19 protein-coding genes, 1 pseudogene and 1 riboswitch (1 of these 21 running past the window's edge) are annotated in these 25948 nt (G+C 53.6%); of the genes and pseudogenes, 7 read left to right on the top strand and 13 right to left on the bottom strand.

The window, feature by feature from the left end:
* Positions 1 to 844 carry the 5' portion of a glutamate racemase gene (murI, locus tag E2L00_RS20170; protein ID WP_167614727.1) on the bottom strand. The gene continues 38 nt to the left of window position 1, outside the view, so the window shows 844 of its 882 coding nt (coding positions 1-844); it begins with the start codon at positions 842 to 844; its stop codon lies off the left edge, out of view.
* On the bottom strand, positions 789 to 2660 hold the full coding sequence (gene btuB / locus E2L00_RS20165) for a TonB-dependent vitamin B12 receptor BtuB (protein WP_167614730.1): 1872 nt from the start codon (positions 2658 to 2660) through the stop codon (positions 789 to 791). The genes murI and btuB overlap by 56 nt, the downstream gene beginning before the upstream one ends.
* Before the next feature lie 70 nt (positions 2661 to 2730).
* A riboswitch (cobalamin riboswitch) is annotated at positions 2731 to 2913 on the bottom strand.
* Positions 2914 to 3032: 119 nt separating this feature from the next.
* Here btuB and trmA point away from each other — a divergent pair.
* Positions 3033 to 4133 (top strand): tRNA (uridine(54)-C5)-methyltransferase TrmA, encoded by a 1101-nt coding sequence (gene trmA, locus E2L00_RS20160; RefSeq protein ID WP_167614726.1) that lies wholly within the window; start codon positions 3033 to 3035, stop codon positions 4131 to 4133.
* Positions 4134 to 4338: 205 nt separating this feature from the next.
* Here trmA and E2L00_RS20155 read toward each other — a convergent pair whose 3' ends face one another.
* Both E2L00_RS20155 and fabR read right to left on the bottom strand, forming a co-directional pair.
* On the bottom strand, positions 4339 to 4683 hold the full coding sequence (locus E2L00_RS20155) for a YijD family membrane protein (protein ID WP_167614725.1): 345 nt from the start codon (positions 4681 to 4683) through the stop codon (positions 4339 to 4341).
* 10 nt (positions 4684 to 4693) lie between these two features.
* On the bottom strand, positions 4694 to 5335 hold the full coding sequence (gene fabR, locus E2L00_RS20150) for an HTH-type transcriptional repressor FabR (protein ID WP_167614724.1): 642 nt from the start codon (positions 5333 to 5335) through the stop codon (positions 4694 to 4696).
* 197 nt (positions 5336 to 5532) lie between these two features.
* Between fabR and sthA the strand changes: the two genes are divergently transcribed.
* Entirely contained in the window at positions 5533 to 6933 is a 1401-nt protein-coding gene (gene sthA, locus E2L00_RS20145) for a Si-specific NAD(P)(+) transhydrogenase (RefSeq protein WP_167614723.1), read from the top strand.
* Here the strand turns inward: sthA and oxyR are convergent.
* From oxyR to argC, 5 genes are all read right to left on the bottom strand, one after another.
* Positions 6916 to 7833, bottom strand: coding sequence for a DNA-binding transcriptional regulator OxyR (gene oxyR, locus E2L00_RS20140; protein WP_167614722.1), 918 nt, complete (start codon positions 7831 to 7833; stop codon positions 6916 to 6918). The genes sthA and oxyR overlap by 18 nt on opposite strands.
* Positions 7834 to 8106: 273 nt before the next feature.
* The gene (gene argH, locus E2L00_RS20135; protein WP_167614721.1) at positions 8107 to 9480 is read right to left on the bottom strand and encodes an argininosuccinate lyase; all 1374 of its coding nucleotides are present in this window, start codon (positions 9478 to 9480) and stop codon (positions 8107 to 8109) included.
* A 248-nt stretch (positions 9481 to 9728) separates the two neighbouring features.
* Positions 9729 to 10946: an argininosuccinate synthase gene (locus tag E2L00_RS20130; RefSeq protein WP_167614720.1), complete on the bottom strand. Its 1218-nt coding sequence runs from the start codon at positions 10944 to 10946 to the stop codon at positions 9729 to 9731.
* Between the two features lie 29 nt (positions 10947 to 10975).
* Positions 10976 to 11752 carry an acetylglutamate kinase gene (gene argB / locus E2L00_RS20125; RefSeq protein ID WP_167614719.1) on the bottom strand — a complete coding sequence of 259 codons (777 nt, stop codon included), beginning with the start codon at positions 11750 to 11752 and terminating at the stop codon, positions 10976 to 10978.
* A gap of 16 nt (positions 11753 to 11768) precedes the next feature.
* Entirely contained in the window at positions 11769 to 12773 is a 1005-nt protein-coding gene (gene argC / locus E2L00_RS20120) for an N-acetyl-gamma-glutamyl-phosphate reductase (protein ID WP_167614718.1), read from the bottom strand.
* Positions 12774 to 12959: 186 nt separating this feature from the next.
* On the opposite strand from argC, the gene argE reads away from it, so the two are divergent.
* The 3 genes and pseudogenes from argE to E2L00_RS21825 form a co-directional block, all read left to right on the top strand.
* On the top strand, positions 12960 to 14111 hold the full coding sequence (gene argE, locus E2L00_RS20115) for an acetylornithine deacetylase (protein WP_167614717.1): 1152 nt from the start codon (positions 12960 to 12962) through the stop codon (positions 14109 to 14111).
* Positions 14112 to 14527: 416 nt separating this feature from the next.
* Positions 14528 to 17179 (top strand): phosphoenolpyruvate carboxylase, encoded by a 2652-nt coding sequence (gene ppc / locus E2L00_RS20110; RefSeq protein WP_167614716.1) that lies wholly within the window; start codon positions 14528 to 14530, stop codon positions 17177 to 17179.
* A 100-nt stretch (positions 17180 to 17279) separates the two neighbouring features.
* Positions 17280 to 17411: pseudogene (locus E2L00_RS21825) on the top strand (IS110 family RNA-guided transposase); the annotation flags it as partial.
* Between the two features lie 286 nt (positions 17412 to 17697).
* Here the strand turns inward: E2L00_RS21825 and metF are convergent.
* The 3 genes from metF to metB all read right to left on the bottom strand — a co-directional run bounded on the left by metF (position 17698) and on the right by metB (position 22462).
* On the bottom strand, positions 17698 to 18588 hold the full coding sequence (gene metF / locus E2L00_RS20105; protein WP_167614715.1) for a methylenetetrahydrofolate reductase: 891 nt from the start codon (positions 18586 to 18588) through the stop codon (positions 17698 to 17700).
* 278 nt (positions 18589 to 18866) lie between these two features.
* On the bottom strand, positions 18867 to 21299 hold the full coding sequence (locus E2L00_RS20100) for a bifunctional aspartate kinase/homoserine dehydrogenase II (RefSeq protein WP_167614714.1): 2433 nt from the start codon (positions 21297 to 21299) through the stop codon (positions 18867 to 18869).
* A 2-nt stretch (positions 21300 to 21301) separates the two neighbouring features.
* Complete coding sequence (gene metB / locus E2L00_RS20095) at positions 21302 to 22462, bottom strand: cystathionine gamma-synthase (protein WP_167614713.1); 1161 nt, start codon at positions 22460 to 22462, stop codon at positions 21302 to 21304.
* A 263-nt stretch (positions 22463 to 22725) separates the two neighbouring features.
* Here metB and metJ point away from each other — a divergent pair, with 263 nt between their 5' ends.
* Positions 22726 to 23043: a met regulon transcriptional regulator MetJ gene (gene metJ, locus E2L00_RS20090; protein WP_008457553.1), complete on the top strand. Its 318-nt coding sequence runs from the start codon at positions 22726 to 22728 to the stop codon at positions 23041 to 23043.
* A 178-nt stretch (positions 23044 to 23221) separates the two neighbouring features.
* Here metJ and rpmE read toward each other — a convergent pair whose 3' ends face one another.
* The gene (gene rpmE / locus E2L00_RS20085) at positions 23222 to 23437 is read right to left on the bottom strand and encodes a 50S ribosomal protein L31 (protein WP_167614712.1); all 216 of its coding nucleotides are present in this window, start codon (positions 23435 to 23437) and stop codon (positions 23222 to 23224) included.
* Positions 23438 to 23646: 209 nt separating this feature from the next.
* On the opposite strand from rpmE, the gene priA reads away from it, so the two are divergent.
* Complete coding sequence (gene priA / locus E2L00_RS20080) at positions 23647 to 25842, top strand: primosomal protein N' (RefSeq protein ID WP_167614711.1); 2196 nt, start codon at positions 23647 to 23649, stop codon at positions 25840 to 25842.
* Positions 25843 to 25948 lie beyond the last annotated feature (106 nt).

Below are 25948 nucleotides of genomic sequence, written 5' to 3'. Positions count from 1 at the left end.
GCAGTTTTTCAAGCTTTGCGAAGCCATAACGCTGCAAAACAGGCATTAACTGTACGGTTTCTGGGGCAAGGGCCATACAGAAAGCAATATTCTCATCAGCAGATAAAGCTTCTGGTGCTTCATGCTCTAAAAGCCACGCCGTACGTCGTGCAATCGCAGCGCCGGAATCTACCAGACGTGTACCTTCTGGCAGTACCTGCAAGAGCTCTTCCTGTAATAGAGGGAAGTGGGTACAACCCAGCACTACTGTATCCGGTGGTTCTTTCATTCGCAGCCACGGACGCAGTATTTTGCGAAGCTCATCCAGAGAGACTGGTTCGCCGTGCAGCTTCGCTTCCGCCAGCTCTACCAGCTCTGCGGAACCCAGCATCTCGATTTTGCATTCTGTGGCAAAGCGCGCCACCAGTTCGTGGGTATAAGGCCGACGAACCGTACCGCGAGTGGCAAGCAGACCGACAATACCATTTGCCGTCATGCGTGCTGCAGGCTTAATAGCTGGCACTACGCCAACGACAGGGAAAGCAAATTTTTCGCGTAATGCGGGAAGGGAAACCGTGCTTGCGGTATTGCACGCAATAATGGCAAGCGCCAGCGGATAGCGTTCCTGAACGGCAGTGACAATCTCCACCACTCGCGCAACGATAAACTCTTCGCTTTTTTCACCGTAGGGAAAAGCTACGTTATCGAACACATAGATGTAATGCAGGCCCGGCAGAAGTTGCCGGACCTCATTATATACTGAAAGCCCCCCGACACCGGAATCAAAAACCAGTACCGTGGGACGTGCATCAGAAGGTATAGCTGCCAGAGAGGTAGTATTCCCGTCCTGGGGTTTGATAGCCATAAACCGTCTCATAATCTTTATCAAACAGGTTGGCAATTCTACCACGAACGGTTAGATGAGAGGTGACTGGATATGAGGCAGAGACATCAACCGTGCTGTAGCTCGGCAAAATTTGCTGATTATTATTATAAGCAGAAGTGTTGTTGTCATAACGTTTACCATAATACTGCCACGCCACATCCATATCGACATTGAACATGCTCCAGTCGAGCTGATATTTAGCCTGCCGTTTCGCACGGCGAGCCAGCACCTCATCATTCTGGTCGTTACGCGGGTCCATATATTGCAACGTGACTTTGTGCGTGAAGATGCCGGTATCAATGCTGCCCGTCCACTCCAGCCCCTTGATGGTTGCAGAGTCGATATTGTCGTAAGCACCGTTAAAGGTTACCGGATCGGAGTAGTAAGTGATCAGGTTTTCGATTTTGTAGCGGTATGCCGACAGACGCCAGTCGAGCGGTCCACTCAGGCCTTCAATACCTGCTTCCCATTGTCTGGATTCTTCTGGTTTCAGATTAGGGTTAGCGTCGATACCAAAACGAGTGGAGCCAAACTGCTGCCCAAGCGATGGCGCAAGGAAGCCGGTGCCATAGGAAAGCGTTGCGCGATAGCCTTCAACAAACTCCCAGCCCGCCGCTGTCTGCCAGGTACCGTGCCAGCCGAACTGCCCGTCGTGATCTTCACGGCCGGAAGCTTCCAGCGTGACATCGCCAAGCTGCTGCTGTCCGCTGAGATACAAGCCTGTGTTATCGCGCTTGTAGGTGTCGGTAATGGCGGTATCAGAAGAAGTCAGACGCTGTTGCTGCCAGTCCACGCCCGCGCTAATGGAACCCTGGCCAACGGCAAAGTTGTTGCCCCACAGGATATTTCGCTGGGCCATACGATCGAGCGTCGTCCCGTCGTTATAGCGGCCATACTCGCTGCTGTAGTTATAGTCCTTCACTTTCTGGTAGCTGGCGATGAGCTGCGAAGAGTAAATCCCGGAGTGAAAACGCATCCCGCCGTCATAGCTTTGATTATAAAGCTGCTCTTCGTTGGCGCTGTAGGCAGGCATGTACGGCGGACTACCCAAGTCATAGTCGTTATTATTGGTGTAACTATGGGCACGGAAGAAGCCGTCGAACTCGTCGTTAAATTTATGCTCAACTCCAGCCCAGAATGTTTTATTACGGAAACCATCGCGATCGTTGTCACTGCTGTAGGTGGAATACGGCTGGACGTTAAAGCCTTTGGTTGACTCGTATGATCCGGCAACGGTCGCCACGGTATCGCCAAAGCGATGTCGCAACGTGCCGTCATATTGCTGATAGCCTTTTGAACCCATTCCGGCGTTGATCTGAGATTTCTCTTCATCGGAATGGGTAATCACGTTGATCACGCCACCAATCGCGCCGGAACCATAAACAGCCGAGCGCGGGCCGCGAATATACTCGATACGCTGTACAAGAGAGAGCGGAATGGCATTGATATCAGCCACATTAGAAATGCCAGGACGCGCAATCGGCACCCCGTCCACCAGGACCAGCACCTGACTTGCGTTCGTCCCGCGGATAAACATCGAGGAATATTGCCCCATACCGCCGTTTTGAGCGATATCTACGCCCGGCAAACGGCGCATCACATCGTTGATGGTTTTGGCCTGCCATTTATTAATATCTTCACGGGTAATAACGTCAGACGGGGCCAGAACCGTATTGACCGGTTGCTGGAAACGGTTAGCCGTCACCACCAGAGCATCGTCAGAATTGCTGTCCTGCGCCCAGCCAGAAAACGCCGTTACGGACAACGCCGTAAACAGCGAAACTTTTTTTATCATCATTTATATAAGCATCCGCTTTTAAATCAAGGATGCCGCAGACATAACCGATAGCACGCGATAGTTATATCAATTGCGACGTAAACCGGCAGGTCTTCGGGCTTGGAGGCGTTTATGGATGAGGACTTCCCACTTATATAAGCAGTGTCTGCGAATCGCTTTCATCCCACTCTTCCTTACCGCTGCGCGTCAGCCCCAGAATTACACTGGGTTCCCTTTTAACTCTCAGGAGGCCGGAGAGCGCATGCTACCGTTATCGCCATATAGAAGTCCAGACTTCCAGTTGAACTTCTGCTAACGAAGAGACTGGACATCACGAGGGTATTCCCTAAAATCGCCGCGTAGTTTGACTTCATTAACAGGTAATGGCCTATGACCCCTGAACATCTCCCGATTGACCAATACGACGCGCAACTGGCAGAAAAAGTCGCCCGCTTGCAAAGCATGATGTCCCCGTTTGCCGCGCCTGCGCCGGAGATGTTCCGTTCGCCAGTCAGCCATTACCGTATGCGTGCTGAATTCCGCATCTGGCATGATGAAGACGATCTCTATCACATCATGTTTGACCAGCAGACTAAGCAGCGGATTAGAGTGGACAGTTTCCCGGCTGCAAGCTCGCTGATTAATGCGCTGATGCCAGCGATGCTGGATGGCGTGCGGAATATTCCTGCATTGCGCCATAAACTTTTCCAGATAGATTATCTGACCACGCTGAGTAATCAGGCCGTCGTTTCACTGCTTTATCATCGCAAACTGGATGAAGCGTGGCGGCAGCATGCGGAAGCGCTGCGCGACAATCTTCGTGCCGCAGGCCTGAATGTTCATCTGATTGGCCGCGCCACAAAAACTAAAATCGAGCTGGACCAGGATTACATCGACGAACGTCTGCCGGTGGCGGGCAAAGAGATGATTTATCGCCAGGTAGAAAATAGCTTCACGCAGCCAAACGCGGCAATGAATATTCACATGCTGGAGTGGGCGCTGGATGCCACTAAAAATTCAGGCGGCGATCTGCTGGAGCTGTACTGCGGCAACGGTAACTTTTCGCTGGCGCTGGCGCGTAATTTCAACCGCGTACTGGCAACCGAAATCGCCAAGCCGTCCGTTGCCGCTGCGCAATACAATATCGCCGCCAACCATATTGAAAATGTGCAGATTATCCGTATGGCGGCTGAAGAGTTTACTCAGGCCATGAACGGCGTACGCGAGTTTAACCGCCTGAAAGGTATCGATCTGAAAAGCTACCGGTGCGAGACAATTTTTGTCGATCCGCCGCGTAGCGGTCTGGATGCCGATACGGTGAAGATGGTGCAGGCTTACCCGCAGATTCTCTACATTTCCTGCAACCCGCAAACGCTGTGTGAAAATCTGGAAACGCTGACTGAAACGCATAACGTTTCGCGTCTGGCGCTGTTCGATCAGTTCCCCTATACGCATCATATGGAATGCGGCGTGTGGTTGACACGTAAATAGTAAAAACGGGCGCCGGGGCGTCCGTTCAGACTGATGACAAACTCTAACCAGCACAGGTTAAATCTATATCACCGAATAAAAAATAAGGAAAATCAACGGATTGCTTTTAGGCTGATAAACACAAAGAAGGGAAAACCACGCTTTTTCCTTCTTTGTCAGCAGTAAAAACGGGCGCCGGGGCGTCCGTTTTTATATGCCGGCTGGCTTATGCTTTGCGCGCGCGGATTTTGACGCCAATCCAGAACAGCAATGCCACCGAAAGCACAGACGGCAGGAAGTTCGAACCGATAACAGGATATTCAGCACGCACGACGGCGCTGTACAGCAACACGCCAAGCACGAAACAGGCTGCGGCGAGACCCGGCAACCCTACCGGCATGGTCCGATTCTGGTAACGCTGGTGCAGACAGTACACCGTCAGCACCAGAGCAATAATCGGGAAAATGGAAAACGGCACCACCGAACTGAACAGCGCGGCAAAGGTTCCGTTAATTGAAAGACCGGCGATAAACGCCTGCACCAGCGTACCTCTCTCTTGTAACTGTTTCATTGCTCGTCCTTCACTCTTCGGATAATTGAGCCAGCGACATCTTTTCTTGCTCCCGGCGATACCAGTAATACGCACCTTTTGAGATCATGCGCAACTGCAACACCAGGCGCTCTTCGAGCTGACGACGCTGATCGATATCAACGTCCAGCGCTTCGGCACCGGCACTAAAAACAATAGTTACCATCGCTTCTGCCTGCGCTTCAGTAAAGCTGCGCGGCATGCGATTTTCGAGTTCTAAATAGTCGGCAAGTTCCGCAATAAAATGCTGTATCTCGCGCGCCACCGCGGCACGGAAAGCGGCGGAAGTTCCTGAACGCTCGCGTAACAGTAAACGGAAGGCGTTAGGGTTATTACCGATAAACTCCATAAATGTGGAAACGGAAGTACGGATAACGCTTCCGCCTTTGGCAATACGCTGGCGCGCCTGACGCATTAGCTGACGCAGCATTAAGCCACTTTCATCTACCATGGTCAGGCCCAGCTCATCAACATCGCGAAAATGACGATAAAACGACGTTGGCGCAATCCCTGCCTCACGTGCCACCTCGCGTAAGCTGAGACTTGCAAAGCTCCGCTCAGCGCTTAGCTGGCTAAACGCGGCTTCTATCAGAGAACGTCTGGTTCGTTCTTTTTGTTGCGCTCTTACACCCATCACGTCGCCTGAATCCCTCAAACCGAACTGGCACTATATCAGAACTTAACGCTACCGCTTTTATACAGGATTGTGAATGATTGTTTACGGGACGTTGCTCGCTTAACGAAAGGAAAAAGCACAAGGATAATTGGGTTATACCGCCGATGATGTTACCATCATGTTGCTTTTATGTATAAGAACAGGTAAGCCTTACCATGTCACACACCTACGATTATGATGCAGTAGTAATTGGTTCCGGCCCGGGCGGCGAAGGCGCTGCAATGGGGCTGGTAAAACTTGGCGCCAGGGTCGCGGTGATTGAGCGCTACCATAACGTTGGCGGCGGCTGTACCCATTGGGGCACCATTCCTTCAAAAGCCCTCCGCCATGCCGTTAGCCGTATTATAGAATTCAATCAAAACCCGTTATACAGCGACCATACCCACCTCCTCCGTTCTTCCTTTGCCGATATCCTTAACCACGCCGATAGCGTGATTAACCAGCAAACCCGCATGCGCCAAAGCTTCTATGAGCGCAACCGCTGCGAGATGTTGCAGGGCGACGCAAGGTTTGTGGATGAGCACACTATCGCACTGGAATGCCCGGACGGCGCGGTCGAAACGATCACCGCCGAGAAGTTCGTTATTGCCTGCGGCTCACGTCCATACCGTCCACCAGAAGTAGACTTCACCCATCCGCGTATTTACGACAGCGACTCCATCCTCAGCCTGCACCACGAACCGCGCCACGTAATTATTTACGGCGCCGGGGTTATCGGCTGTGAATACGCGTCTATTTTTCGCGGCATGAACGTTAAAGTGGATTTGATTAACACGCGCGACCGCCTGCTGGCGTTCCTCGATCAGGAAATGTCAGACTCGCTCTCTTATCACTTCTGGAACAGCGGCGTCGTTATCCGCCATAACGAAGAGTTTGAGAAGATTGAAGGTATGGAAGACGGCGTGATTGTCTCGTTGAAATCCGGCAAGAAAGTTAAAGCCGACTGCCTGCTGTACGCCAACGGCCGCACGGGGAATACAGATTCTCTGTCGCTGGAAAACGTCGGGCTGGAAACCGATAGCCGTGGCTTGCTGAAGGTCAACAGCATGTATCAGACAGCGCAGCCGCATATCTATGCCGTTGGCGACGTGATTGGTTATCCAAGCCTTGCTTCTGCGGCTTACGATCAGGGCCGTATCGCAGCACAGGCGCTGGTTAAAGGTGAAGCCAATGCGCACCTGATTGAAGATATTCCAACCGGGATTTACACCATTCCGGAAATCAGCTCCGTCGGGAAAACCGAACAGCAGCTAACGTCCATGAAAGTGCCTTATGAAGTGGGCCGCGCTCAGTTTAAGCATCTGGCTCGCGCGCAGATCGTCGGCATGAACGTGGGTACGCTAAAAATTCTCTTCCATCGCGAGACGAAAGAGATATTAGGCATTCACTGCTTTGGCGAACGCGCGGCAGAAATTATTCACATCGGCCAGGCGATAATGGAGCAGAAAGGTGGTGGCAACACCATTGAGTACTTCGTCAACACCACCTTTAACTACCCAACGATGGCGGAAGCCTATCGGGTAGCGGCGTTAAACGGCTTAAACCGCCTGTTTTAACACTGAGTCAAAATGGCCGTCCATCTGTGTGCGGACGGCTTCTGCAAGCTGCTCATAGCGGCTACGCAGCGGAGAACCCGGACGATAAACCAGACCAATCGTACGTCGCGGCTCTGGTTTATAACACGGCAGATAAACGACCCCGTCCCGCTCGCGTTCATTTGGCACGGCCAGCGCCGGCAACAGCGTAATTCCGCTGCCCGCAGCGACCATATTACGCAGCGTTTCAAGGCTGGTTGCCCGGAAGTGCGTGTCTTCATCGGCACCCGCTTCAAAACAGAAACCCAGCGCCTGATCGCGCAGACAGTGTCCGTCTTCCAGCATCAGCAGTTTTTCACCGGCCAGGTCTGAGAGCGGCACTCTGTCGCGGTTTGCCCACGCATGGTCCTGATATACCGCCAGCACCATTGGCTCATCGAACAGCGGCACCTCAATAAAGGCTTCGCTCTCTTTCACCAGCGCCACAATTGCGCAGTCGAGCTTACCGCTATCAAGCTGAGCTAATAGTTGATGGGTCTGCGCTTCATGCAGATACATTTCCAGCTTCGGGAAAGTTTTGTGCAGCATCGGGATAATCTGCGGCAGCAGATAAGGCCCCACGGTTGGGATCAGGCCGATATGCAACGGTCCGGACATCGCCTCGCCTTGCTGGCTGGCCATCTCTTTCAGCACTTTGACTTCTCGCAGTACGGTGCGGGCCTGATCGACCAGCAGCAAACCTGCCTGCGTGAATAAAACTTTGCGGCTGGTGCGCTCCAGCAGCATGACGCCCAGCTCATCTTCCAGCTTACGGATTTGGCCGCTCAGCGTTGGCTGGCTAACATGACAGGCATCCGCTGCCCGACGAAAATGGCGATGTTCAGCTAACGCCACAAGGTATTCAAGATCACGAATATTCATTATCTATCCTCCAGCACCATGATAGCCCATGGCGATAGATAGCATAGCAATGAACGATTATCCCTATCAAGCGAGATTATGAATAATAGCCGGCAACAGCACGAACAATCCATACTTCAACCCTCAATGGATTGTGGTGCTGAGGAGAAAATCTCTGTTCTCTGACCTGACTAACTATGAAAATGCCAACGTGAATTTTTAGCGGACTTGATGTCCGCTTTTTTTTTGCGCTGGATTCAGGGCAGCCCTCTGCAAAACAGGCCTCCCAGGAAGTTACATCAGACGCTGTTTGGCATCTTCGATCGCCAAAGCCACCTGCTGCGGTGAAACGCCGCCTTTTGCAGCACGTTTATCAAGGCAGGATTGCAGCTCAAGGATCGGATAAACATCCTCACCGATTACGCCGCTGAATTTTTGCAAATCAGCCAGCGACAACGCTTCCAGCGCTTTCCCCTGTCGAATCGCTTCCACTACGGCTTCACCCACAATATGGTGCGCTTCACGGAAAGGTACGCCTTTGGCGACGAGATAATCCGCCAGTTCGGTTGAATTAGCATAGCCTTGCTGGGCCGCTTCCTTCGCACGCGGGCGTTTTACCTGAATGCCGTCCAGCACCAGCGAGGCCATGTTCAGACAATCCAGCCAGGTATCCAGCGCGTCGAATAACCCTTCTTTGTCTTCCTGCATGTCTTTGTTGTAAGCCAGCGGCAGGCCTTTCATGGTCATCATCATGCCCGTCAGCGCGCCCTGCACACGGCCACATTTACCGCGAATCAGCTCCAGCGCATCTGGGTTTTTCTTCTGCGGCATCAGTGAAGATCCGGAGGTCACGCGGTCAGACAGCTCAACAAAACTGGCTTCACCGGTATTGAAGAAAATCAGGTCTTCGGCAAAGCGCGAAAGGTGAACCATGCTAATAGCGGCGTTGGACAGCAGTTCCAGCACATGGTCGCGATCGGAAACGCTGTCGAGGCTATTGCGCGTAGCAGAGGAAAATCCTAACCAGCCGGCAAGTTGCTCACGATCCATCGGATAGGCCGTTCCCGCCAGCGCGCCACAACCCAGCGGGCTGACGTCGAGGCGAGCCAGGGTATCTTTCAGGCGGCTTTCGTCACGCGACAGCATTTCTACATACGCCATGCACCAGTGGGCAAAAGTCACCGGCTGTGCGCGTTGCAGGTGAGTATAGCCAGGCATTACCGCATCCTGATTAGCTTCGGCTGTTGCCACTAAAGCCAGTTGTAAATGATGCAGCGCTTCACCCAGTTCGGCCACCTGCGCCTTGCACCATAATTTGATATCGGTTGCTACCTGATCGTTACGGCTGCGGCCGGTATGCAGCTTCTTACCGAGATCGCCCACTTTGTCGATAAGCTTGCTCTCGACCCAGCTATGAATATCTTCTGCATCACTGGCTAAAATAGCGCGAGGATTGACACGAACCTCCTCCAGCAGAGTAGACAGCGCCTCTTCGAGTTGGCGTTGCTCGTCAGCCGTCAGTACGTTCACCGTCACCAGCGCTTTAGACCAGGCAACCGAACCGACAATATCCTGCTCCGCCAGCCGATAATCAAAACGCAGGGAATCATTCAGCTCTTTAAACCGCCGATCCGCTGCCTGAGTAAAACGTCCGCCCCAAAGTGCCATTTTCCCGCTCCTGAATTTTTTAAGCAAAAGGCGCAGCAAGCTGCGCCCCAGACTGATGACAAACTCTCAACCAACACAGGTTGAACGTATAGCGCTGAATAAAAAATAAGGAAAATCAACGCGTTGATTTTCGGCTGATAACTACAAAGAAGGAAAAACCACGCTTATTCCTTCTTTATCAGCAATCTAAGGCGCAGCAAGCTGCGCCCTGATTACGTGTTCTGCTCTCTATACAATTTTTGCGCTACTTATTTCTTCAACTCGTTCAAAGCACGAATGCGTGATGACAGCGAGAACAGACGGATGAAGCCGCCCGCGTGGCTGTGGTCATACACTTCATCTTCGCCGAAGGTTGCGAACTCTTCGCTATACAGGCTGTTCGGAGATTTTTTCTGAATCGCCGTGACCTGGCCTTTATAAAGTTGCAGCACCACTTCGCCGTTCACTTCTTCAGCCAGCGACTCGGCGGAAGCCTGCAGGGATTTACGCAGCGGCGCGAACCAGCGACCATCGTAAACCACGTATGACATTTCCAGGCCTAGCTGCTCACGCCATTTGAAGCTATCGCGATCCAGCACCAGCTGCTCAACGCCACGCAGCGCAGCCATCATGATGGTGCCTCCCGGGGTTTCGTAGCAGCCGCGGGATTTGATTCCTACCAGACGGTTCTCGACGATATCGATACGACCGATGCCGTGCTTAGAGCCAATCACGTTCAGGGTTTCCAGGCATTTGAACGGGCTCATTGCTTCGCCATTAACGGCAACAACTTTGCCCTGCTTAACGGTGACGGTAACCTGCTCAGCCTGGTCTGGCGCTTCCTGTGGATCAACGGTCCACACCCAACAATCTTTATTTGGCGCATTCCACGGGCTTTCCAGTACGCCGCCTTCGGTGGAAATGTGCCAGGCGTTCTCGTCACGGCTGTAGATTTTTTCCAGCGAGGCGGTAGTCGGGATATCACGCTCTTTCAGATAGTCGAGCAACGCTTCACGGGAACGCAGATCCCACTCACGCCATGGTGCAACAACTTTCAGATGCGGTGCCAGCGCGGCCCATGTGGATTCGAAACGCACCTGGTCGTTACCTTTACCGGTTGCACCGTGGCACAGCGCATCCGCGCCAACTTTATTCGCCACATCTACCAGCGCTTTTGCAATCAGCGGACGAGCCATAGAAGTACCCAGCAGATAGCTGCCTTCATACAGTGCGCCAGTTTGCAGAACCGGGTAAACGTAGTCGCTGATAAACTCTTCACGCGCATCCACTACATAGCATTCAGTCGCACCGGAGCGCAGGGCTTTTTGCTCCACGCCTTTCAGATCGTCACGATCCTGACCGATATCCACCACGCAGGCGACGACTTCGCAGCCGCCATAGTTTTCCTGTAGCCATGGGATGATGGCAGATGTATCAAGGCCGCCGGAGTAGGCGAGAACGATTTTTTTGATGCCGTGGTTTTCCATTGTCTTTTCCTTCAAATACTTTTTCTAAACTAAGCCAGAATCCGGGTGCCAATTGCCACACCGTTGAATAAAGAGGGGAGCTGATCCGCATGGCGCCAGGAGGCGATATCCACCGGACGACCCAGCGTACGGGCAGCATCCAGCGCCGCGTTTACTTTTACAATCATCCCATCGGTAATAATGCCCTGATCGATAAGCTGTTCAGCTTTTGCCGCCGTCATTTCGGCGATGCGCTGTCCTTTACCGTCCAGGATACCGCTTACGTCTGAGAGCAAAATCAAATCCGCACTCAGCGTTGCTGCCAGCGCGGTTGCCGCCTGGTCAGCGTTTACATTCATTAATTCGCCTTCCGCCGTCACGCCAATTGAACTGACAATCGGCATAAAGCCCGACTCAAGCAATGTGGTAATCAGCTTAGCTGAACCTGGTTTCGCCAGTCCAACATGGCCCAGCTCTTCGTCAAGCCTGGTCACGGTCACGCTATCGCCGTCGCCCAGGCACAGGCCGACACCGTTGATATCATGCTTTTTCGCCCAGGCCAGCAGCGTTTTGTTCGCTGTACCCGCCAGCGCGCCGGTAATAATGTCTATCTGATCGGCTGGCGTAACACGCAGGCCATTTTTCTTTTTCACCGGCAGGGAGAGTTTTTTCATTAGCTCATCCACCAGGCAGCCGCCGCCGTGCACGATCACCAGCGGACGTTGGTGGGACTGACGATAGCTCGCAAGCGCGGTAAACAGACGCTCCAGCGCCTCTTCGCTATCAAGCAGTACGCCACCTAATTTGATAATTAACGGATTCATCATTTCACCCGGCTGTCGGTTAAATAAGAGACTGCGTTTCGGCGAAGCCAAAACGAATGTTCAGACACTGTACGGCCTGCGCCGATGCACCTTTAAGCAGATTGTCTTCGGTTGCAACGACAATCAGATGCCTCTCCTGCACGACAAAGCCGATATCACAGAACGGCAGGCCCACCACGTTTTTCAGCGCCGGAACGCCTTTGTCATACAGGCGCACCAGCGGTTTGTCCTGATAGGCCTGATTAAAGACATCGGCAACCTGCTGCTGCGACACGCCTTCGTTCAGGCGGCAGGTAATCGTTGCCAGGATCCCGCGCGGGAAATTGCCCAGATGAGGCGTAAAAATAACCTGCGCATCAAGATGCGTTGCAATTTCTGGCTGATGGCGATGGTTAAAAATGCCATACGGCTGCAGGCTCACTTCGCAGAAGCTGTTGGAGATAGCCGCTTTGCGCCCTGCTCCACTCACGCCGCTGGTGGCGTTAATCACCGGCCACTGGTTTAAATCCAGCAGGCCCGCATCAATCAGCGGCTTAAGCGCCAGCTGCGATGCTGTTGGGTAACAGCCGGGCACGGAAATAAGGTTCGTTTCTTTTAATTTGTCGGCTTGCCATTCGGCCAGGCCGTAAACCGCTTTTTCAAGCAGCGCCGGATGCTGGTGAGTAAAATCGTAATAGCGCTGATAAAATTCAGCATCATTAACCCGAAACGCACCGGATAAATCAATGACTACGCAGCCCGCGTCCAGAAACTGTGGCGCAAGGTCGTGGCTCACTTCATGAGCGGTCGCCAGGAACACCACATCGACGCCGTCGGTAAATTCGCTGATGTCAGACATCGCCTGTAACGGCATGTCGACAATGCCTTTTAATTGCGGATGCAGATCGGATATCAATTTTCCTGCGTCATTACTTTGCGCTGAAACCGTCAATGCGGTTATGTTCATATGAGGATGGCGATTCAAATAGGTTACAAGCTCTGCGCCTGCATAACCGCTGGCACCAACAATCAGCGTATTCAACATCTGGGCTGTTCACCTTCTTACGTCGTGTCTGCTCAGGGAAAAAGCCTTGCGGCTATCACCCACGTCTGCGAGCGTGGTTTTATTCACCGGAACGCTTAAGGGTTCCTTTACGCTCAACGTTATTGTATTTTTATTCATAATTAATGCATGAATATTGATACTATCCTAACCTAAGGCCTGTCAACAGTGAAGATGAAATTACCTCCTTTTATCGAGATTTACCGCGCGTTGATCGCGACTCCCTCCATCAGTGCCACCGACAGCGCGTTGGATCAAAGCAATGAGTCTTTAATCAATTTACTGGCAGGATGGTTCCGCGACCTGGGTTTTAGCGTCGAAGTGCAGCCTGTGCCCGGCACCCGCAGCAAATTTAATATGCTGGCAAGCATCGGTTCTGGCGCGGGCGGCCTGCTGCTGGCGGGCCATACCGATACCGTACCCTTTGATGATGGACGCTGGACACGCGATCCCTTCACCCTGACAGAACACGAAAATAAACTGTATGGTCTTGGCACCGCTGACATGAAAGGCTTCTTTGCCTTTATTCTTGATGCGCTGCGTGACGTTGATGTGACGACGCTGAAAAAGCCTCTTTACATTCTGGCGACCGCCGATGAAGAAACCACCATGGCGGGCGCGCGTTATTTCTCGGAAACCACGAATCTACGCCCGGACTGCGCGATCATCGGCGAACCGACCTCCCTGCAGCCGGTGCGTGCGCATAAAGGCCATATATCTAACGCGATTCGCATCCTTGGCCAGTCTGGCCACTCAAGCGATCCGGCGCGCGGTGTGAATGCAATTGAGCTAATGCACGATGCGATCGGCCACATCATGTCGCTGAAAAATACCCTGAAAGATCGCTACCACCACGATGCCTTCACCGTACCTTATCCAACGTTAAACCTGGGGCACATCAGCGGCGGCGACGCGGCAAACCGTATTTGCGCCTGCTGCGAACTGCATATGGATATCCGCCCGCTGCCAGGCCTGACGTTAAACGATCTTAATGGGTTACTGAATGAAGCGCTGGAGCCGGTTAGCCAGCGCTGGCCGGGTCGCCTGACGGTTTCTGAACTTCATCCGCCGATTCCGGGCTACGAATGCGCCAAAGATCATCAGCTGGTGCAGGTTGTTGAGAAGCTGCTGGGGGCACAAACTGAAGTGGTGAACTACTGCACCGAAGCGCCGTTTATTCAGACCATCTGCCCGACGCTGGTGCTGGGGCCGGGTTCAATTAATCAGGCGCACCAGCCGGATGAATATATTGAAACCCGTTTTATTGAGCCGACTCGTAAGCTTATTATGCAGGTGATAAACCATTTTTGCTGGCATTGAAAAATAGCGGAGAACGGGGCTTTTTCCCCTTTTTCCGCTGCTTTTTTGTGAATTCTTATAAGAATTACTTATGCACAAACCCGGTAATTAAATTTCGTAAATTTGCATCATTTACTCGTTTGCTGAAACGATTTCGTAGCAATTGACGAATGCGGTGAGACGTGGCTTTATAAAAGGCGGTGTTGAACCTTCACAGGTGAAATTAAATTACACATAGCCTAAATAATTCAAGTTGCAGCCAGGCGGCAAGAGAGTGAAAAAATCTGCATAAGCAGTTTGAACGCTGCTCGCCGCGGCCCTGCCGGGGAAGGACTCCCAGGAGCTTACCTGGGTAAGTGACTGGAGTGTAAGAGTGCAGCTAATATCCTGCAACTTGAAGTATGACGGGTATATTAAGATTGGGTGTCTGGGGTCATATGAACGAACAGTATTCCGCGTTGCGAAGTAATGTCAGTATGCTCGGCAAATTGCTTGGGGATACCATCAAGGATGCATTAGGTGAAAACATTCTTGATCGGGTCGAAACAATCCGCAAATTGTCAAAGTCTTCAAGGGCGGGCAATGAAGCAAATCGTCAGGAGTTGTTAACCACCTTACAGAACCTGTCTAACGACGAACTACTGCCGGTAGCCCGTGCGTTCAGCCAGTTTCTGAACCTGGCCAACACCGCCGAGCAATATCACAGTATTTCCGCCAACGGCGAGGCCGCCAGCAATCCCGAAGTTATCGCTAAGACGCTTCAAAAATTAAAAGAACAGCCGGATATTAGCGAAGCCGCCATTCGGGACGCGGTAGAATCCCTCTCCCTGGAGCTCGTGCTGACAGCACACCCGACCGAGATCACCCGTCGCACCCTGATTCATAAGCTGGTTGAAGTAAATGGCTGCCTGAAACAGCTCGACCACAGCGACCTTGCCGATTACGAACGTAATCAGATTATGCGCCGTCTACGCCAGTTGGTGGCTCAGGCATGGCATACTGACGAAATCCGTAAGCATCGCCCCTCACCGGTCGATGAAGCCAAATGGGGCTTTGCGGTTGTTGAAAACAGCCTGTGGGAAGGCGTACCGAACTACCTGCGCGAGCTTAATGAACAGCTTGAAGCAAACCTGAATTACAAACTACCGGTAGATTTCGTGCCCGTACGCTTCACTTCCTGGATGGGCGGTGACCGCGACGGCAACCCGAACGTAACGGCCGACATCACTCGTCACGTTCTGCTGCTTGGCCGCTGGAAAGCCACCGACCTGTTCCTGCGCGATATTCAGGTCCTGATTTCCGAGCTTTCAATGGTGGAATGCACGCCGGAGCTGAGCGAGCTGGCAGGTCCTGACGCCGCGCAAGAACCGTATCGCTGCATTATGAAAGGGCTGCGCCAGCAGCTTCTGTCGACCCAGGCTTGGCTGGAGGCGCGTCTGAAAGGCCAACGCCTGCCAAAACCAGAAGGCTTGTTGACCCAAAACGAACAGCTTTGGGACCCGCTGTACGCCTGCTATGAATCACTCCAGGCCTGCGGTATGGGCATTATCGCCAACGGTCAGCTGCTTGATACGCTGCGCCGTGTGAAAAGCTTTGGCGTGCCTCTGGTGCGTATTGACGTTCGTCAGGAAAGCACCCGTCACACCGAAGCCCTGGGCGAAATGACCCGCTATCTGGGCATTGGCGACTACGAAAGCTGGTCAGAAACCGACAAACAGGCCTTCCTGATCCGCGAACTGAACTCCAAACGACCGTTGCTGCCGCGCCAGTGGGAACCGAGTGAAGATACTCGCGAAGTGCTGGAAACCTGTAAAGTGGTTGCCGAAGCGCCTCGCGGATCTATCGCCGCCTACGTCATTTCCATGGCGAAAACGCCGTCTGACGTACTGGCAGTACATCTGCTGCTAAAAGAATCCGGATGCACGTTCGCGCTGCCGGTGGCACCGCTGTTTGAAACCCTTGATGACCTGAACAACGCCGACGACGTCATGACTCAGTTACTGAATATCGACTGGTACCGCGGCTTTATACAGGGCAAGCAGATGGTCATGATTGGCTATTCTGACTCGGCAAAAGACGCAGGCGTGATGGCCGCTTCCTGGGCACAGTACCAGGCGCAGGACGCGCTGATCAAAACCTGTGAAAAAGCCGGCATCACCCTGACGCTGTTCCACGGACGCGGCGGTTCTATCGGCCGTGGCGGTGCTCCAGCTCACGCAGCGCTCCTGTCTCAACCACCCGGAAGCCTGAAGGGCGGCCTGCGTGTAACCGAACAGGGCGAAATGATCCGCTTCAAATACGGCCTGCCGGAAATCACCATCAGCAGCCTGTCGCTCTACACCAGCGCGATCCTTGAAGCGAACCTGCTGCCGCCGCCAGAACCGAAAAAAGAGTGGAAACATATTATGGAGGAGCTGTCCGTTACCTCCTGCGATATGTATCGCGGTTATATCCGCGAAAACAAAGACTTCGTTCCTTACTTCCGCTCTGCAACGCCTGAGCTTGAGCTGGGTAAATTACCGCTTGGTTCGCGTCCGGCAAAACGTAAACCCAACGGTGGCGTTGAATCCCTGCGTGCCATTCCGTGGATTTTCGCCTGGACGCAAAACCGCCTGATGCTGCCTGCCTGGCTGGGCGCCGGCGCCGCGCTGCAAAAAGTGGTAGAAGAAGGCAAACAGGGCGAACTGGAAAGTATGTGTCGCGACTGGCCGTTCTTCTCCACGCGGCTTGGCATGCTCGAAATGGTCTTTGCGAAAGCTGACCTGTGGCTGGCGGAATACTACGATCAGCGTCTGGTGAAACCAGAACTGTGGAAGCTGGGCAAACAGCTTCGCGACCAGCTGGCAGCCGATATCAAAGTGGTACTGGATATCGCTAATGATTCGCATCTGATGGAAGATTTACCCTGGATAGCCGAGTCCATCACTCTGCGTAATATTTACACCGACCCACTGAACGTTCTGCAAGCTGAATTACTGCACCGCTCTCGCCAGTCGGAAGAGAAAGATGAAGCACCAGACGCCCGCGTTGAGCAGGCGCTGATGGTGACTATCGCCGGCGTTGCCGCCGGGATGCGTAACACTGGCTAAGCCTGGTAAGCGTTCGCTTATCCACCCTTGTCTCCCAGGACCGGTAGCTGATTAGCTACCGGTTACATGAAACGGAGGAATCCTGCTGTATGGCCAACTCCATCACGTACGCGAATTTGCACGCGGAATGGACATACTCACCAAAAACGACATTGTGGACGCTTTTGTGCTGGCCCGTTACGGCGAGCTGAAGCCGCCGGACGCCTTCGGAGGTGAAGGCAAAGCCGTACGTGGCGGCGCTGAACGCAAGCCGGTGGAATAAGCCAGCGAAAGCATTACATGAAAGGCTGACAGCAAAAGGTAAGGCAAAGAAAGCGGCGCTGGGTGCGGTAATACGCAAACTGGCATATATGTGTTCAGGATGTTGAAAACACGCCAGGCCTGGGATGAAAATTATGGCGCTACCGCTTGCCGTTCAAGACGGTAGCTACAGACCCAATGATTCCGCGCTTTTGCAGGTCGGGTAAACGTTAGCGCCACCCGACAATCAGTGTGGATGGCAACATCCACCTTCTTAATCACAATCCAGGGCGAACGCCCAGAGTATGGCAAATCGCGTAACTCATCTCTGCGCGGTTAAGCGTGTAGAAGTGGAAATCTTTCACGCCTTCACGGCTAAGGATTTTCACCATGTCCATGGCGATATTTGCGCCGACCATTTTGCGGGTTTCCGCATCATCATCCAGCCCTTCAAACATCTTCGCCATCCAGTGCGGAACGCGCACGTTGGTCATGGTGGCGAATTTATGCGCCTGTTTATAATTACTGACCGGCAAAATACCCGGCACAATTTCCACATCAATGCCTGCGGCCGCACAGCGATCGCGGAAGCGCAGATAGCTTTCGACATCGAAGAAAAATTGTGTGATAGCGCGATTAGCGCCCGCATCAATTTTGCGCTTCAGGTTGATAAGGTCGGCCTGCGCGCTTTTTGCTTCCGGATGAACCTCAGGGTAGGCAGCGACCGAAATATCAAAGTCCCCCACGTCTTTAAGTAAGGTAACCAGATCGGAGGCATACATATCCGGCCTACCGCCGCCCGGCGGTAAATCGCCACGCAGAGCAACGATATGACGGATGCCGTTGTTCCAGTAGTCCTGAGCGATGGTGCGCAGTTCGTCGCGGGTGGCGTCGATACAGGTCAGGTGCGGTGCCGCTTCAAGACCCGTGCGGTCTTTGATCCCTTTGATAATGCTATGGGTGCGATCGCGTTCCCCGGAGTTTGCCCCGTAGGTCACGGAGACGAATTTAGGCTTCAGGCTGCTGAGCCTGTCGATTGAGCTCCACAGGGTCTGTTCCATCTCACTGGTACGCGGCGGGAAAAACTCAAAGGAAACGTTAATTTGCCCGGCCACTTCGGCCAGACTCTGATTCAGTGCTTCCCGCTGGTTGGCGTGAAAAAAGCTCATACCCTTACCTCATCAATCGCTTTTTAATAATGTGTTGTTGTGTTTGGCTGGTGTCCAGACGTTTAGACGTCCAGATAGCAAGATGAAGGAAAAGAGGCAGGCCGTCAACTGAAAAATCACTGCTGGAACTGAGGAATTCTCAATCAAATTGAATTTTTTTCAGGATGCGGGGAAGCGGACAAAACGGACAGGAAAAACGGTGGATGCCTCTGCGCTTATCCGCCCGGCAAACGAGTAAAGTTTACAGGGCGGATAAGCAACGAGCAGTCGCCAGTTAACTACAGCAGCTGCGCCAGGCGGTTGAGGTCCGACTGAATGGCGCCGGCAGTGACATCACGGCCAGCACCGGGACCGCGGATAACCAGCGGATTATCGCGATACCAGCGGCTTTCAATGGCGAATACGTTGTCGCACGGCAACAGCGACGCCAGAGGATGTTCAGGGCGAACCGCCTCCACGCCAACGCGCGCCTTGCCGTTCGCGTCAAAGCGGGCCACGTAACGCAGCACCAGCCCCATCTCCTGCGCGGCTTCAAAACGCTGCACCATCTGCTCGTTAAGTACGTCGCCATTTTCGAAGAAATGATCCACCGAACCTTCTTCACAACCGCTTGGCACCAGCGACTCTACGCGAACCTGATCGGGCTCGATGTCGTAACCCGCTTCGCGAGCCACAATAACCAGCTTACGCATAACATCTTTACCGGAGAGGTCGACACGAGGGTCGGGCTCGGTCAGACCCTGCTGCCAGGCCTGATCGACCAGATCGGTAAACGGCACGGTGCCATCGAACTGCAGGAACAGCCATGAAAGCGTGCCGGAAAATATCCCGCTAATCGCCAGAATGGTATCGCCGCTGTCGCGCAGATCGCGCACGGTATGGTTGACCGGTAAACCGGCGCCTACGGTGGCGTTGTACAGCCAGTGGCGGCCCGTTTTTTCAAACGCGTCGCGGATTTGGCGGTACTTCTGTCCGTTGCCCGCACCCGCCAGCTTATTGGCGCTGATAACATGGAAACCATGGCTTGCAAAGTCGAGATACTGGCCGGCAAGCTGCTCGCTTGCGGTAACATCCAGCACCACTAAATCGTCGTACGGGTGCGCGCGCATCCACAGGAACAGGGATTCTTCATCTTGTTCTACCGCTTCATCATTAAAGAATGCTAGCGAGCGGCTGGCGTCAAGCCCTTCGTAGTTCAGCAGGCTGCGGCGACTATCCACCACACCTGCGAGAATAAATTCAAAACCGGTACGGGCGGAAATCGTCTCCTGCTCGCGGGCAAACAGCTCCAGCCAGCGAGAACCAATATTCCCTTTACCAAACAGCATCAGGCCAATGCGCTTTTCAGCGCGGAACAGAGACTTATGCAGACCCTGAATGAGGTTTTCCGTAGGGCCAGCTCGCAGCACGGCGACCAGGCTGATACTGTCTTCGGACTGCCAGATAAATTCAACAGGATGGTCTTTTAACTGCTGCCAGAAACGGTGGCTGTGCAGCGGGTTACGGCAGACGCCCGCGCCTACTATCGCCACCAGCGCCAGGCCTTCACGCAGACGTAATTCACCCGGCAGACCCGCATCCTGCAAAATTTGCAGCACGCTGTTCACCACTTCGGAGGTGTAGCAAAGTTGCAGCAGGTTACGATCGGGGTGCACGCCGACGGACAAAGGACGAACCTGCGCGCGCTTGAGCAGCGTATCCAGCTCCTTCTGCGCCAGTTTGAAATCCTGCTGTGGAGCAACCTGAAACTCAATCAGGCAGATGTCATCATGACTGGTGACAATGCGCGCTCCGGTACCGGAAGCCAGAACGCGTTCAATTCGGGTTGAGCCCTGCTCCGGGGAGTAGCTGCAACGCAGTTGCAGATCGATATCGCTGCCAGAGACCGGCTGTAGCGTACGGGCATGCAGAACAGGGGCCGCAAGGCGCGCCAGTTCGCTGGCTTCATCCAGACGCAGCAGAGGCAGCAGACAGGCATCTTTTACTTTACGTGGGTCGGCGCTGTAGACCCCGGCCACGTCGCTCCAGATGGTTACGCGGGATACGCCTGCCAGCGCACCGATTTGCGTTGCGGAATAGTCAGAGCCGTTACGACCCAGCAGCACAGTCTCACCCGCATCGTTACGGCAGATAAAGCCGGTAACCACGAGGCGTTTATGCGGATGCTGCGCCATCAGCTCTTGCAGCAGCGGCCAGGAAAGGCCTTCATTAACCTGTGGCTGCGCCGCCCGCTCGGCACGCATAAATTCACGCGCATCAAGCCAGGCGGCTTCAATACCCTGCTGATTCAGCACCGCCGACATCAGACGAGCAGACCAGACTTCACCGTGACCGACCACTTCGGCATATATCGCGTCGGTGATTTTGCCATCCAGCAAAGCGGCGAGGCGCTCCAGATCGTGAATAAATTCACCGATCAGGCCATCTGCGACCTCAGGCGGGAGCAGGCCGCTAATTAACTCGCTTTGATAACGACGCAGCGCCTGCTGGACCTGATGCGCAGAAAGCCTGTCGCTCTGGCTCAGCTGGAGCCAGTTGATAAGCTGGTTAGTGGTGCTGCCAGCGGCAGAAACCACCATCAGATCGCCCGGCCTGGAATACTCGGTCATGATACCCACCACACGCAGGTAACATTTTACATCTGCAAGACTACTGCCGCCAAACTTGTGCAGTTGACGAACCGGCGTCCCTGCTGGTACTGAAACACTCATGCTTACCCCTCTCTTGCCACCCGGAAAGCATTTTCCAGGTCAGCAATTAAATCTTCGCCATCTTCAATACCGGTAGACACACGCAGCAATGTCTCAGAAATGCCAGCCGCAGCTCGCGCTTCCGGCGCCATGCCCGCGTGGGTCATGGTTGCCGCGTGAGAAATCAGGCTTTCGACGCCACCCAGCGATTCCGCCAGCGTGAAGAGCGACAGCCCGCTCAGGAAACGACGCAGAGTCTGCTCGTCTCCGTCCAGTTCAAAACTTAACATCGCGCCAAAGCCTTTCTGCTGGCGGGCAGCGATCTCATGCCCCTGGTTTTCCGGCAGCGATGGATGATACAGCTTTTTCACCAGCGGTTGTGTTTTCAGGAAATCGACAATCAACTGCGCGTTACGTTGAGCAACTTCCATACGCGGCGACAATGTGCGTAACCCTCGCAGCAGCAGATAGCTGTCAAACGCACTGCCGGTCACGCCGATATTATTCGCCCACCAGGCAAGCTCGGTGACAGTATCGGCATCTTTGGCAATCACTACACCCGCCACCACGTCAGAGTGGCCATTCAAATATTTGGTGCAGGAGTGCAGAACCAGATCGGCTCCCAGCGCCAGCGGATTTTGCAGCGCCGGGCTCAGGAAAGTGTTATCCACCACGCTGATTGCGCCGACAGCACGCGCCGCGGTGCATATTTTCGCAATATCCACCACGCGCAACAATGGGTTGCTTGGCGTTTCTACCAGCACTAACTTGGGTTTTTCGGCCAGCGCCGCGTTTAAAGCCGCCTCATCTCCCTGATCGACAAATAAAACGCGGTACGCGCCGCGTTTTGCCAGGCTATCAAAGAGGCGATAGCTGCCGCCATAGCAATCGTGTGGGGCAACAAGCAGGTCGCCAGGCTTCAGGAATACCGTAGTCACCAGGTGAATAGCCGACATGCCGGTATTGGTCATCACAGCGCCCGCACCGCCTTCCAGTTCCGCCAGCGCACGCTGTACGACGTCGCGCGTAGGGTTGCCACGACGCGAATAATCATGCTCGCGCGGTTCATTAAAACCTGTGAAGTTATAGGTGCTGGAAAGATGGATTGGCGGAACAACACAGCCGTATTGTTCATCATCGTTCAAACCGCTGCGTACTGCGATGGTTGCCTGTTTGCGCGTCATTGTTTCCCTGATCCTTGCTGGTCGAATAAAGGTCAGGCATCAGAGTAAACATTGCAAAGATGGACGTCAATACATCTGGACATCTAAACTTCTTTGCGTATAGATTGAGCAAACGCGAAATAGCCGTTAAAATTATATGCTTTAGCTTGCCAGAGTCGCAGACTGCGCAGGTGCCTGGGCTGTACACTAAGACAGATAATCGCTGAAATCGTGCCTCGCCCGGTTTAAGCATGTTTAATTGATAAGAGGATTAAAGGTATCTCATGGCTGAATGGAGCGGCGAATATATCAGCCCTTACGCTGAGCACGGGAAGAAGAGTGAACAAGTAAAAAAAATTACGGTTTCCATTCCTCTGAAGGTGTTAAAAATCCTCACCGATGAGCGCACCCGTCGCCAGGTGAACAACCTGCGTCACGCAACAAACAGTGAACTGCTGTGTGAAGCATTTCTGCACGCGTTTACTGGCCAACCTCTGCCGAACGATGCGGATCTGCGTAAAGAACGTAGTGATGAAATTCCGGAAGATGCGAAGGTAATTATGCGCGAGTTGGGGATTGACCCGGATACGTGGGAATACTAAACACCCAGCTGGAAATTTCTCCTGTAGCGTTCGAGCTGCAGCAAGGGAGCTAATCCCAGAAACTTACTAAAATAAGTGACTGGGTTAGTGAGGGCAGCTAACGCTCCTGCGGTCTGAAGGCTGACGGAGAAACAAAAAAGGCGCCCCAGGGCGCCTTTCTCTTTCCATGCTGCGAAACTTATTTTTTCGCGCCTGGTACGCTGAAACGCTTGTTGAAGCGGTCAACACGGCCACCGGTAGCAACATCACGCTGTTTACCAGTGTAGAACGGGTGGCATTCACCACAAACGTCCAGGTTCAGATCGTGACCCGCAGTAGAGCGGATTTTGATAGAATTACCGCAAGAACAGTTTGCAGTAATTACGTCATATTTAGGGTGGATATCTTTTTTCATGGAAAACCTCAGGTCTAAGGCCGCGTCGCTCTTCCAGCCCTAACGCCAGACACCACGCGATGTTAATAAAGTAGGTTTATTCGAAGCCAAAACTGCGCATCAAAGGCGGCGAATCATACAGAAAACAACCGATGCATGCAAACTGATCCGCAATTTTGCGAACACACAGTGTACACTATCTCGTCTTTTTTATCAGCCCGGATGCTTTCATGCCTGTCGCTCACGTCGCCCTGCCGGTTCCACTTGCCCGTACCTTTGACTATCTGATCCCTGCTGGAATGCAGGTTGTAGCGGGCTGTCGCGTCATGGTGCCTTTTGGTAAACGCGAAGCCGTGGGCATTGTGGTTGCCGTGAGCGAAAAAAGCGAGCTCCCGCTTAGCGATCTTAAACCCGTCGTTGACCTGCTGGATGGCGCTTCCTTATTTCCTCCTTCTTTATGGCGCGTTTTACTGTGGGCAAAAGATTATTATCACCATCCCATTGGCGATGTGCTGTTTCATGCGCTGCCGATTTTGCTGCGTCAGGGGAAACCCGCACATCACGCGCCGCTATGGTACTGGTTCGCCACGGATGAAGGTAAAGCCGTCGATCTTAACAGCCTGAAGCGCGCCCCCAAGCAGCAGCAGGCGCTGGCAGCGGTGCGGCAAAAAAACATCTGGCGTCATCAGGTGAGCGAAATGGATATCAGCGAGCAAGGCTTGCAGGCGTTGCGAACCAAAGGACTATGCGATCTGAAAAGCGCGGCACCCGCCGCAGCTGACTGGCGCGACACTTATTCTGTCGCAGGCGAGCGCTTACGTCTGAATACCGAACAGGCCACGGCGGTGGGTGCTATTCACAGCGCCACGGATCATTTTTCCGCCTGGCTGCTGGCTGGTATTACCGGTTCGGGCAAAACCGAAGTCTATCTGAGCGTGCTGGAAAATGTCCTTGCGCAGGGTAAGCAGGCGCTGGTTCTGGTGCCGGAAATCGGCCTGACGCCACAGACTATCGCCCGTTTCCGCGAGCGTTTTAATGCTCCAGTAGAAGTTCTGCACTCGGGATTGAACGACAGCGAGCGTCTTGCCGTCTGGCTGAAAGCGCGCAGCGGCGAGGCGGCGATCGTCATCGGCACCCGCTCCTCTCTCTTTACGCCGTTTTGCCGCCTTGGCGTCATTGTCATCGACGAAGAGCACGACAGCTCCTACAAGCAGCAGGAAGGCTGGCGCTATCACGCCCGCGATTTGGCGGTGTATCGCGCTCATGCGGAAGCTATCCCGATTATTCTCGGCTCAGCGACGCCTGCGCTGGAAACGTTGCATAACGTACGGCTCGGCAAATATCGCCAGCTACGCCTGACTAAACGCGCCGGAAACGCAAGCCCGGCTTCGCAGCAAGTGATGGATTTAAAAGGCCAGCCGCTTAAATCAGGCCTTGCTCCGGCGCTAATTCAGAAAATTGGGCAGCACTTAAAGGCTGATAATCAGGTCATTCTGTTTTTGAATCGCCGGGGATTCGCCCCTGCCCTTTTATGCCACGAGTGTGGATGGATTGCGGAATGCCCCCGCTGCGACCGCTACTATACGCTGCATCAGGGGCAGCGCCAGTTGCGCTGTCACCACTGCGACAGCCAGCGAGCCATTCCCAACCAGTGTCCGGGATGCGGTTCAACCAATCTGGTGCCGGTGGGTATAGGAACAGAGCAGCTTGAGCAAAGCCTGGCTCCGCTATTTCCAGGCGTTCCGCTTTCACGTATCGACCGCGATACTACCAGCCGCAAAGGCGCGCTTGAACAGCATCTGGCCGAGGTCCATCGCGGTGGCGCACGTATTCTTATCGGCACGCAAATGCTGGCGAAAGGCCACCATTTCCCTGACGTTACGTTAGTCGCGCTACTGGACGTTGACGGGGCGCTGTTCTCAGCGGATTTCCGCGCTGCCGAACGCTTCGCGCAGCTTTACGTTCAGGTTTCCGGGCGCGCAGGCCGCGCGGGTAAACAGGGTGAAGTGGTGCTGCAAACCCATCACCCTGAACATCCGTTGCTGCAAACCTTGCTGACTCAGGGTTACGATGCCTTTGCAAATCAGGCGCTGGTTGAGCGTCAGACGGTATTTTTACCGCCGTTTACCAGTCACGTTATCTTCCGGGCTGAAGATCAAAACAACCAGCAGGCGCCGCTGTTTCTGCAACAGCTACGCAATTTGCTGGAGTCCAGTCCGCTACGTGATGAACAGCTGTGGATTATGGGACCAGTGCCTTCGCTCCAGCCAAAACGCGGGGGGCGTTTCCGCTGGCAAATCCTTCTTCAACACCCGTCACGCGCCCGATTGCAGCGCCTGATAAGCCACTCCCTGACGCTGGTGAACACCCTTCCTGAATTGCGAAAAGTGAAATGGGCGTTGGATGTCGATCCGATTGAGAGCTAGCGCCTGGCCAACTGGTTATGCGAAGCGGATCGAAAAATTCTGCACCCGTCACATTTTTGATGAAATTTCTGTAACAGGCGACAGCAATATTCTGCTAAGAATGACA

This window comes from Cedecea colo, from assembly GCF_011808225.1.
Lineage (GTDB): Bacteria > Pseudomonadota > Gammaproteobacteria > Enterobacterales > Enterobacteriaceae > Dryocola > Dryocola colo.
This window is presented reverse-complemented; position numbering and strand designations above follow the sequence as displayed.

What these genes read in the sequence shown, in the direction of transcription:
- btuB (WP_167614730.1), bottom strand. Translation starts at nt 2,660, where the DNA reads ATGATAAAAAAAGTTTCGCTGTTTACGGCGTTGTCCGTAACGGCGTTT.
- trmA (WP_167614726.1), top strand. Translation starts at nt 3,033, where the DNA reads ATGACCCCTGAACATCTCCCGATTGACCAATACGACGCGCAACTGGCA.
- E2L00_RS20155 (WP_167614725.1), bottom strand. Translation starts at nt 4,683, where the DNA reads ATGAAACAGTTACAAGAGAGAGGTACGCTGGTGCAGGCGTTTATCGCC.
- fabR (WP_167614724.1), bottom strand. Translation starts at nt 5,335, where the DNA reads ATGGGTGTAAGAGCGCAACAAAAAGAACGAACCAGACGTTCTCTGATA.
- sthA (WP_167614723.1), top strand. Translation starts at nt 5,533, where the DNA reads ATGTCACACACCTACGATTATGATGCAGTAGTAATTGGTTCCGGCCCG.
- oxyR (WP_167614722.1), bottom strand. Translation starts at nt 7,833, where the DNA reads ATGAATATTCGTGATCTTGAATACCTTGTGGCGTTAGCTGAACATCGC.
- argH (WP_167614721.1), bottom strand. Translation starts at nt 9,480, where the DNA reads ATGGCACTTTGGGGCGGACGTTTTACTCAGGCAGCGGATCGGCGGTTT.
- E2L00_RS20130 (WP_167614720.1), bottom strand. Translation starts at nt 10,946, where the DNA reads ATGGAAAACCACGGCATCAAAAAAATCGTTCTCGCCTACTCCGGCGGC.
- argB (WP_167614719.1), bottom strand. Translation starts at nt 11,752, where the DNA reads ATGATGAATCCGTTAATTATCAAATTAGGTGGCGTACTGCTTGATAGC.
- argC (WP_167614718.1), bottom strand. Translation starts at nt 12,773, where the DNA reads ATGTTGAATACGCTGATTGTTGGTGCCAGCGGTTATGCAGGCGCAGAG.
- ppc (WP_167614716.1), top strand. Translation starts at nt 14,528, where the DNA reads ATGAACGAACAGTATTCCGCGTTGCGAAGTAATGTCAGTATGCTCGGC.
- metF (WP_167614715.1), bottom strand. Translation starts at nt 18,588, where the DNA reads ATGAGCTTTTTTCACGCCAACCAGCGGGAAGCACTGAATCAGAGTCTG.
- E2L00_RS20100 (WP_167614714.1), bottom strand. Translation starts at nt 21,299, where the DNA reads ATGAGTGTTTCAGTACCAGCAGGGACGCCGGTTCGTCAACTGCACAAG.
- metB (WP_167614713.1), bottom strand. Translation starts at nt 22,462, where the DNA reads ATGACGCGCAAACAGGCAACCATCGCAGTACGCAGCGGTTTGAACGAT.
- metJ (WP_008457553.1), top strand. Translation starts at nt 22,726, where the DNA reads ATGGCTGAATGGAGCGGCGAATATATCAGCCCTTACGCTGAGCACGGG.
- rpmE (WP_167614712.1), bottom strand. Translation starts at nt 23,437, where the DNA reads ATGAAAAAAGATATCCACCCTAAATATGACGTAATTACTGCAAACTGT.
- priA (WP_167614711.1), top strand. Translation starts at nt 23,647, where the DNA reads ATGCCTGTCGCTCACGTCGCCCTGCCGGTTCCACTTGCCCGTACCTTT.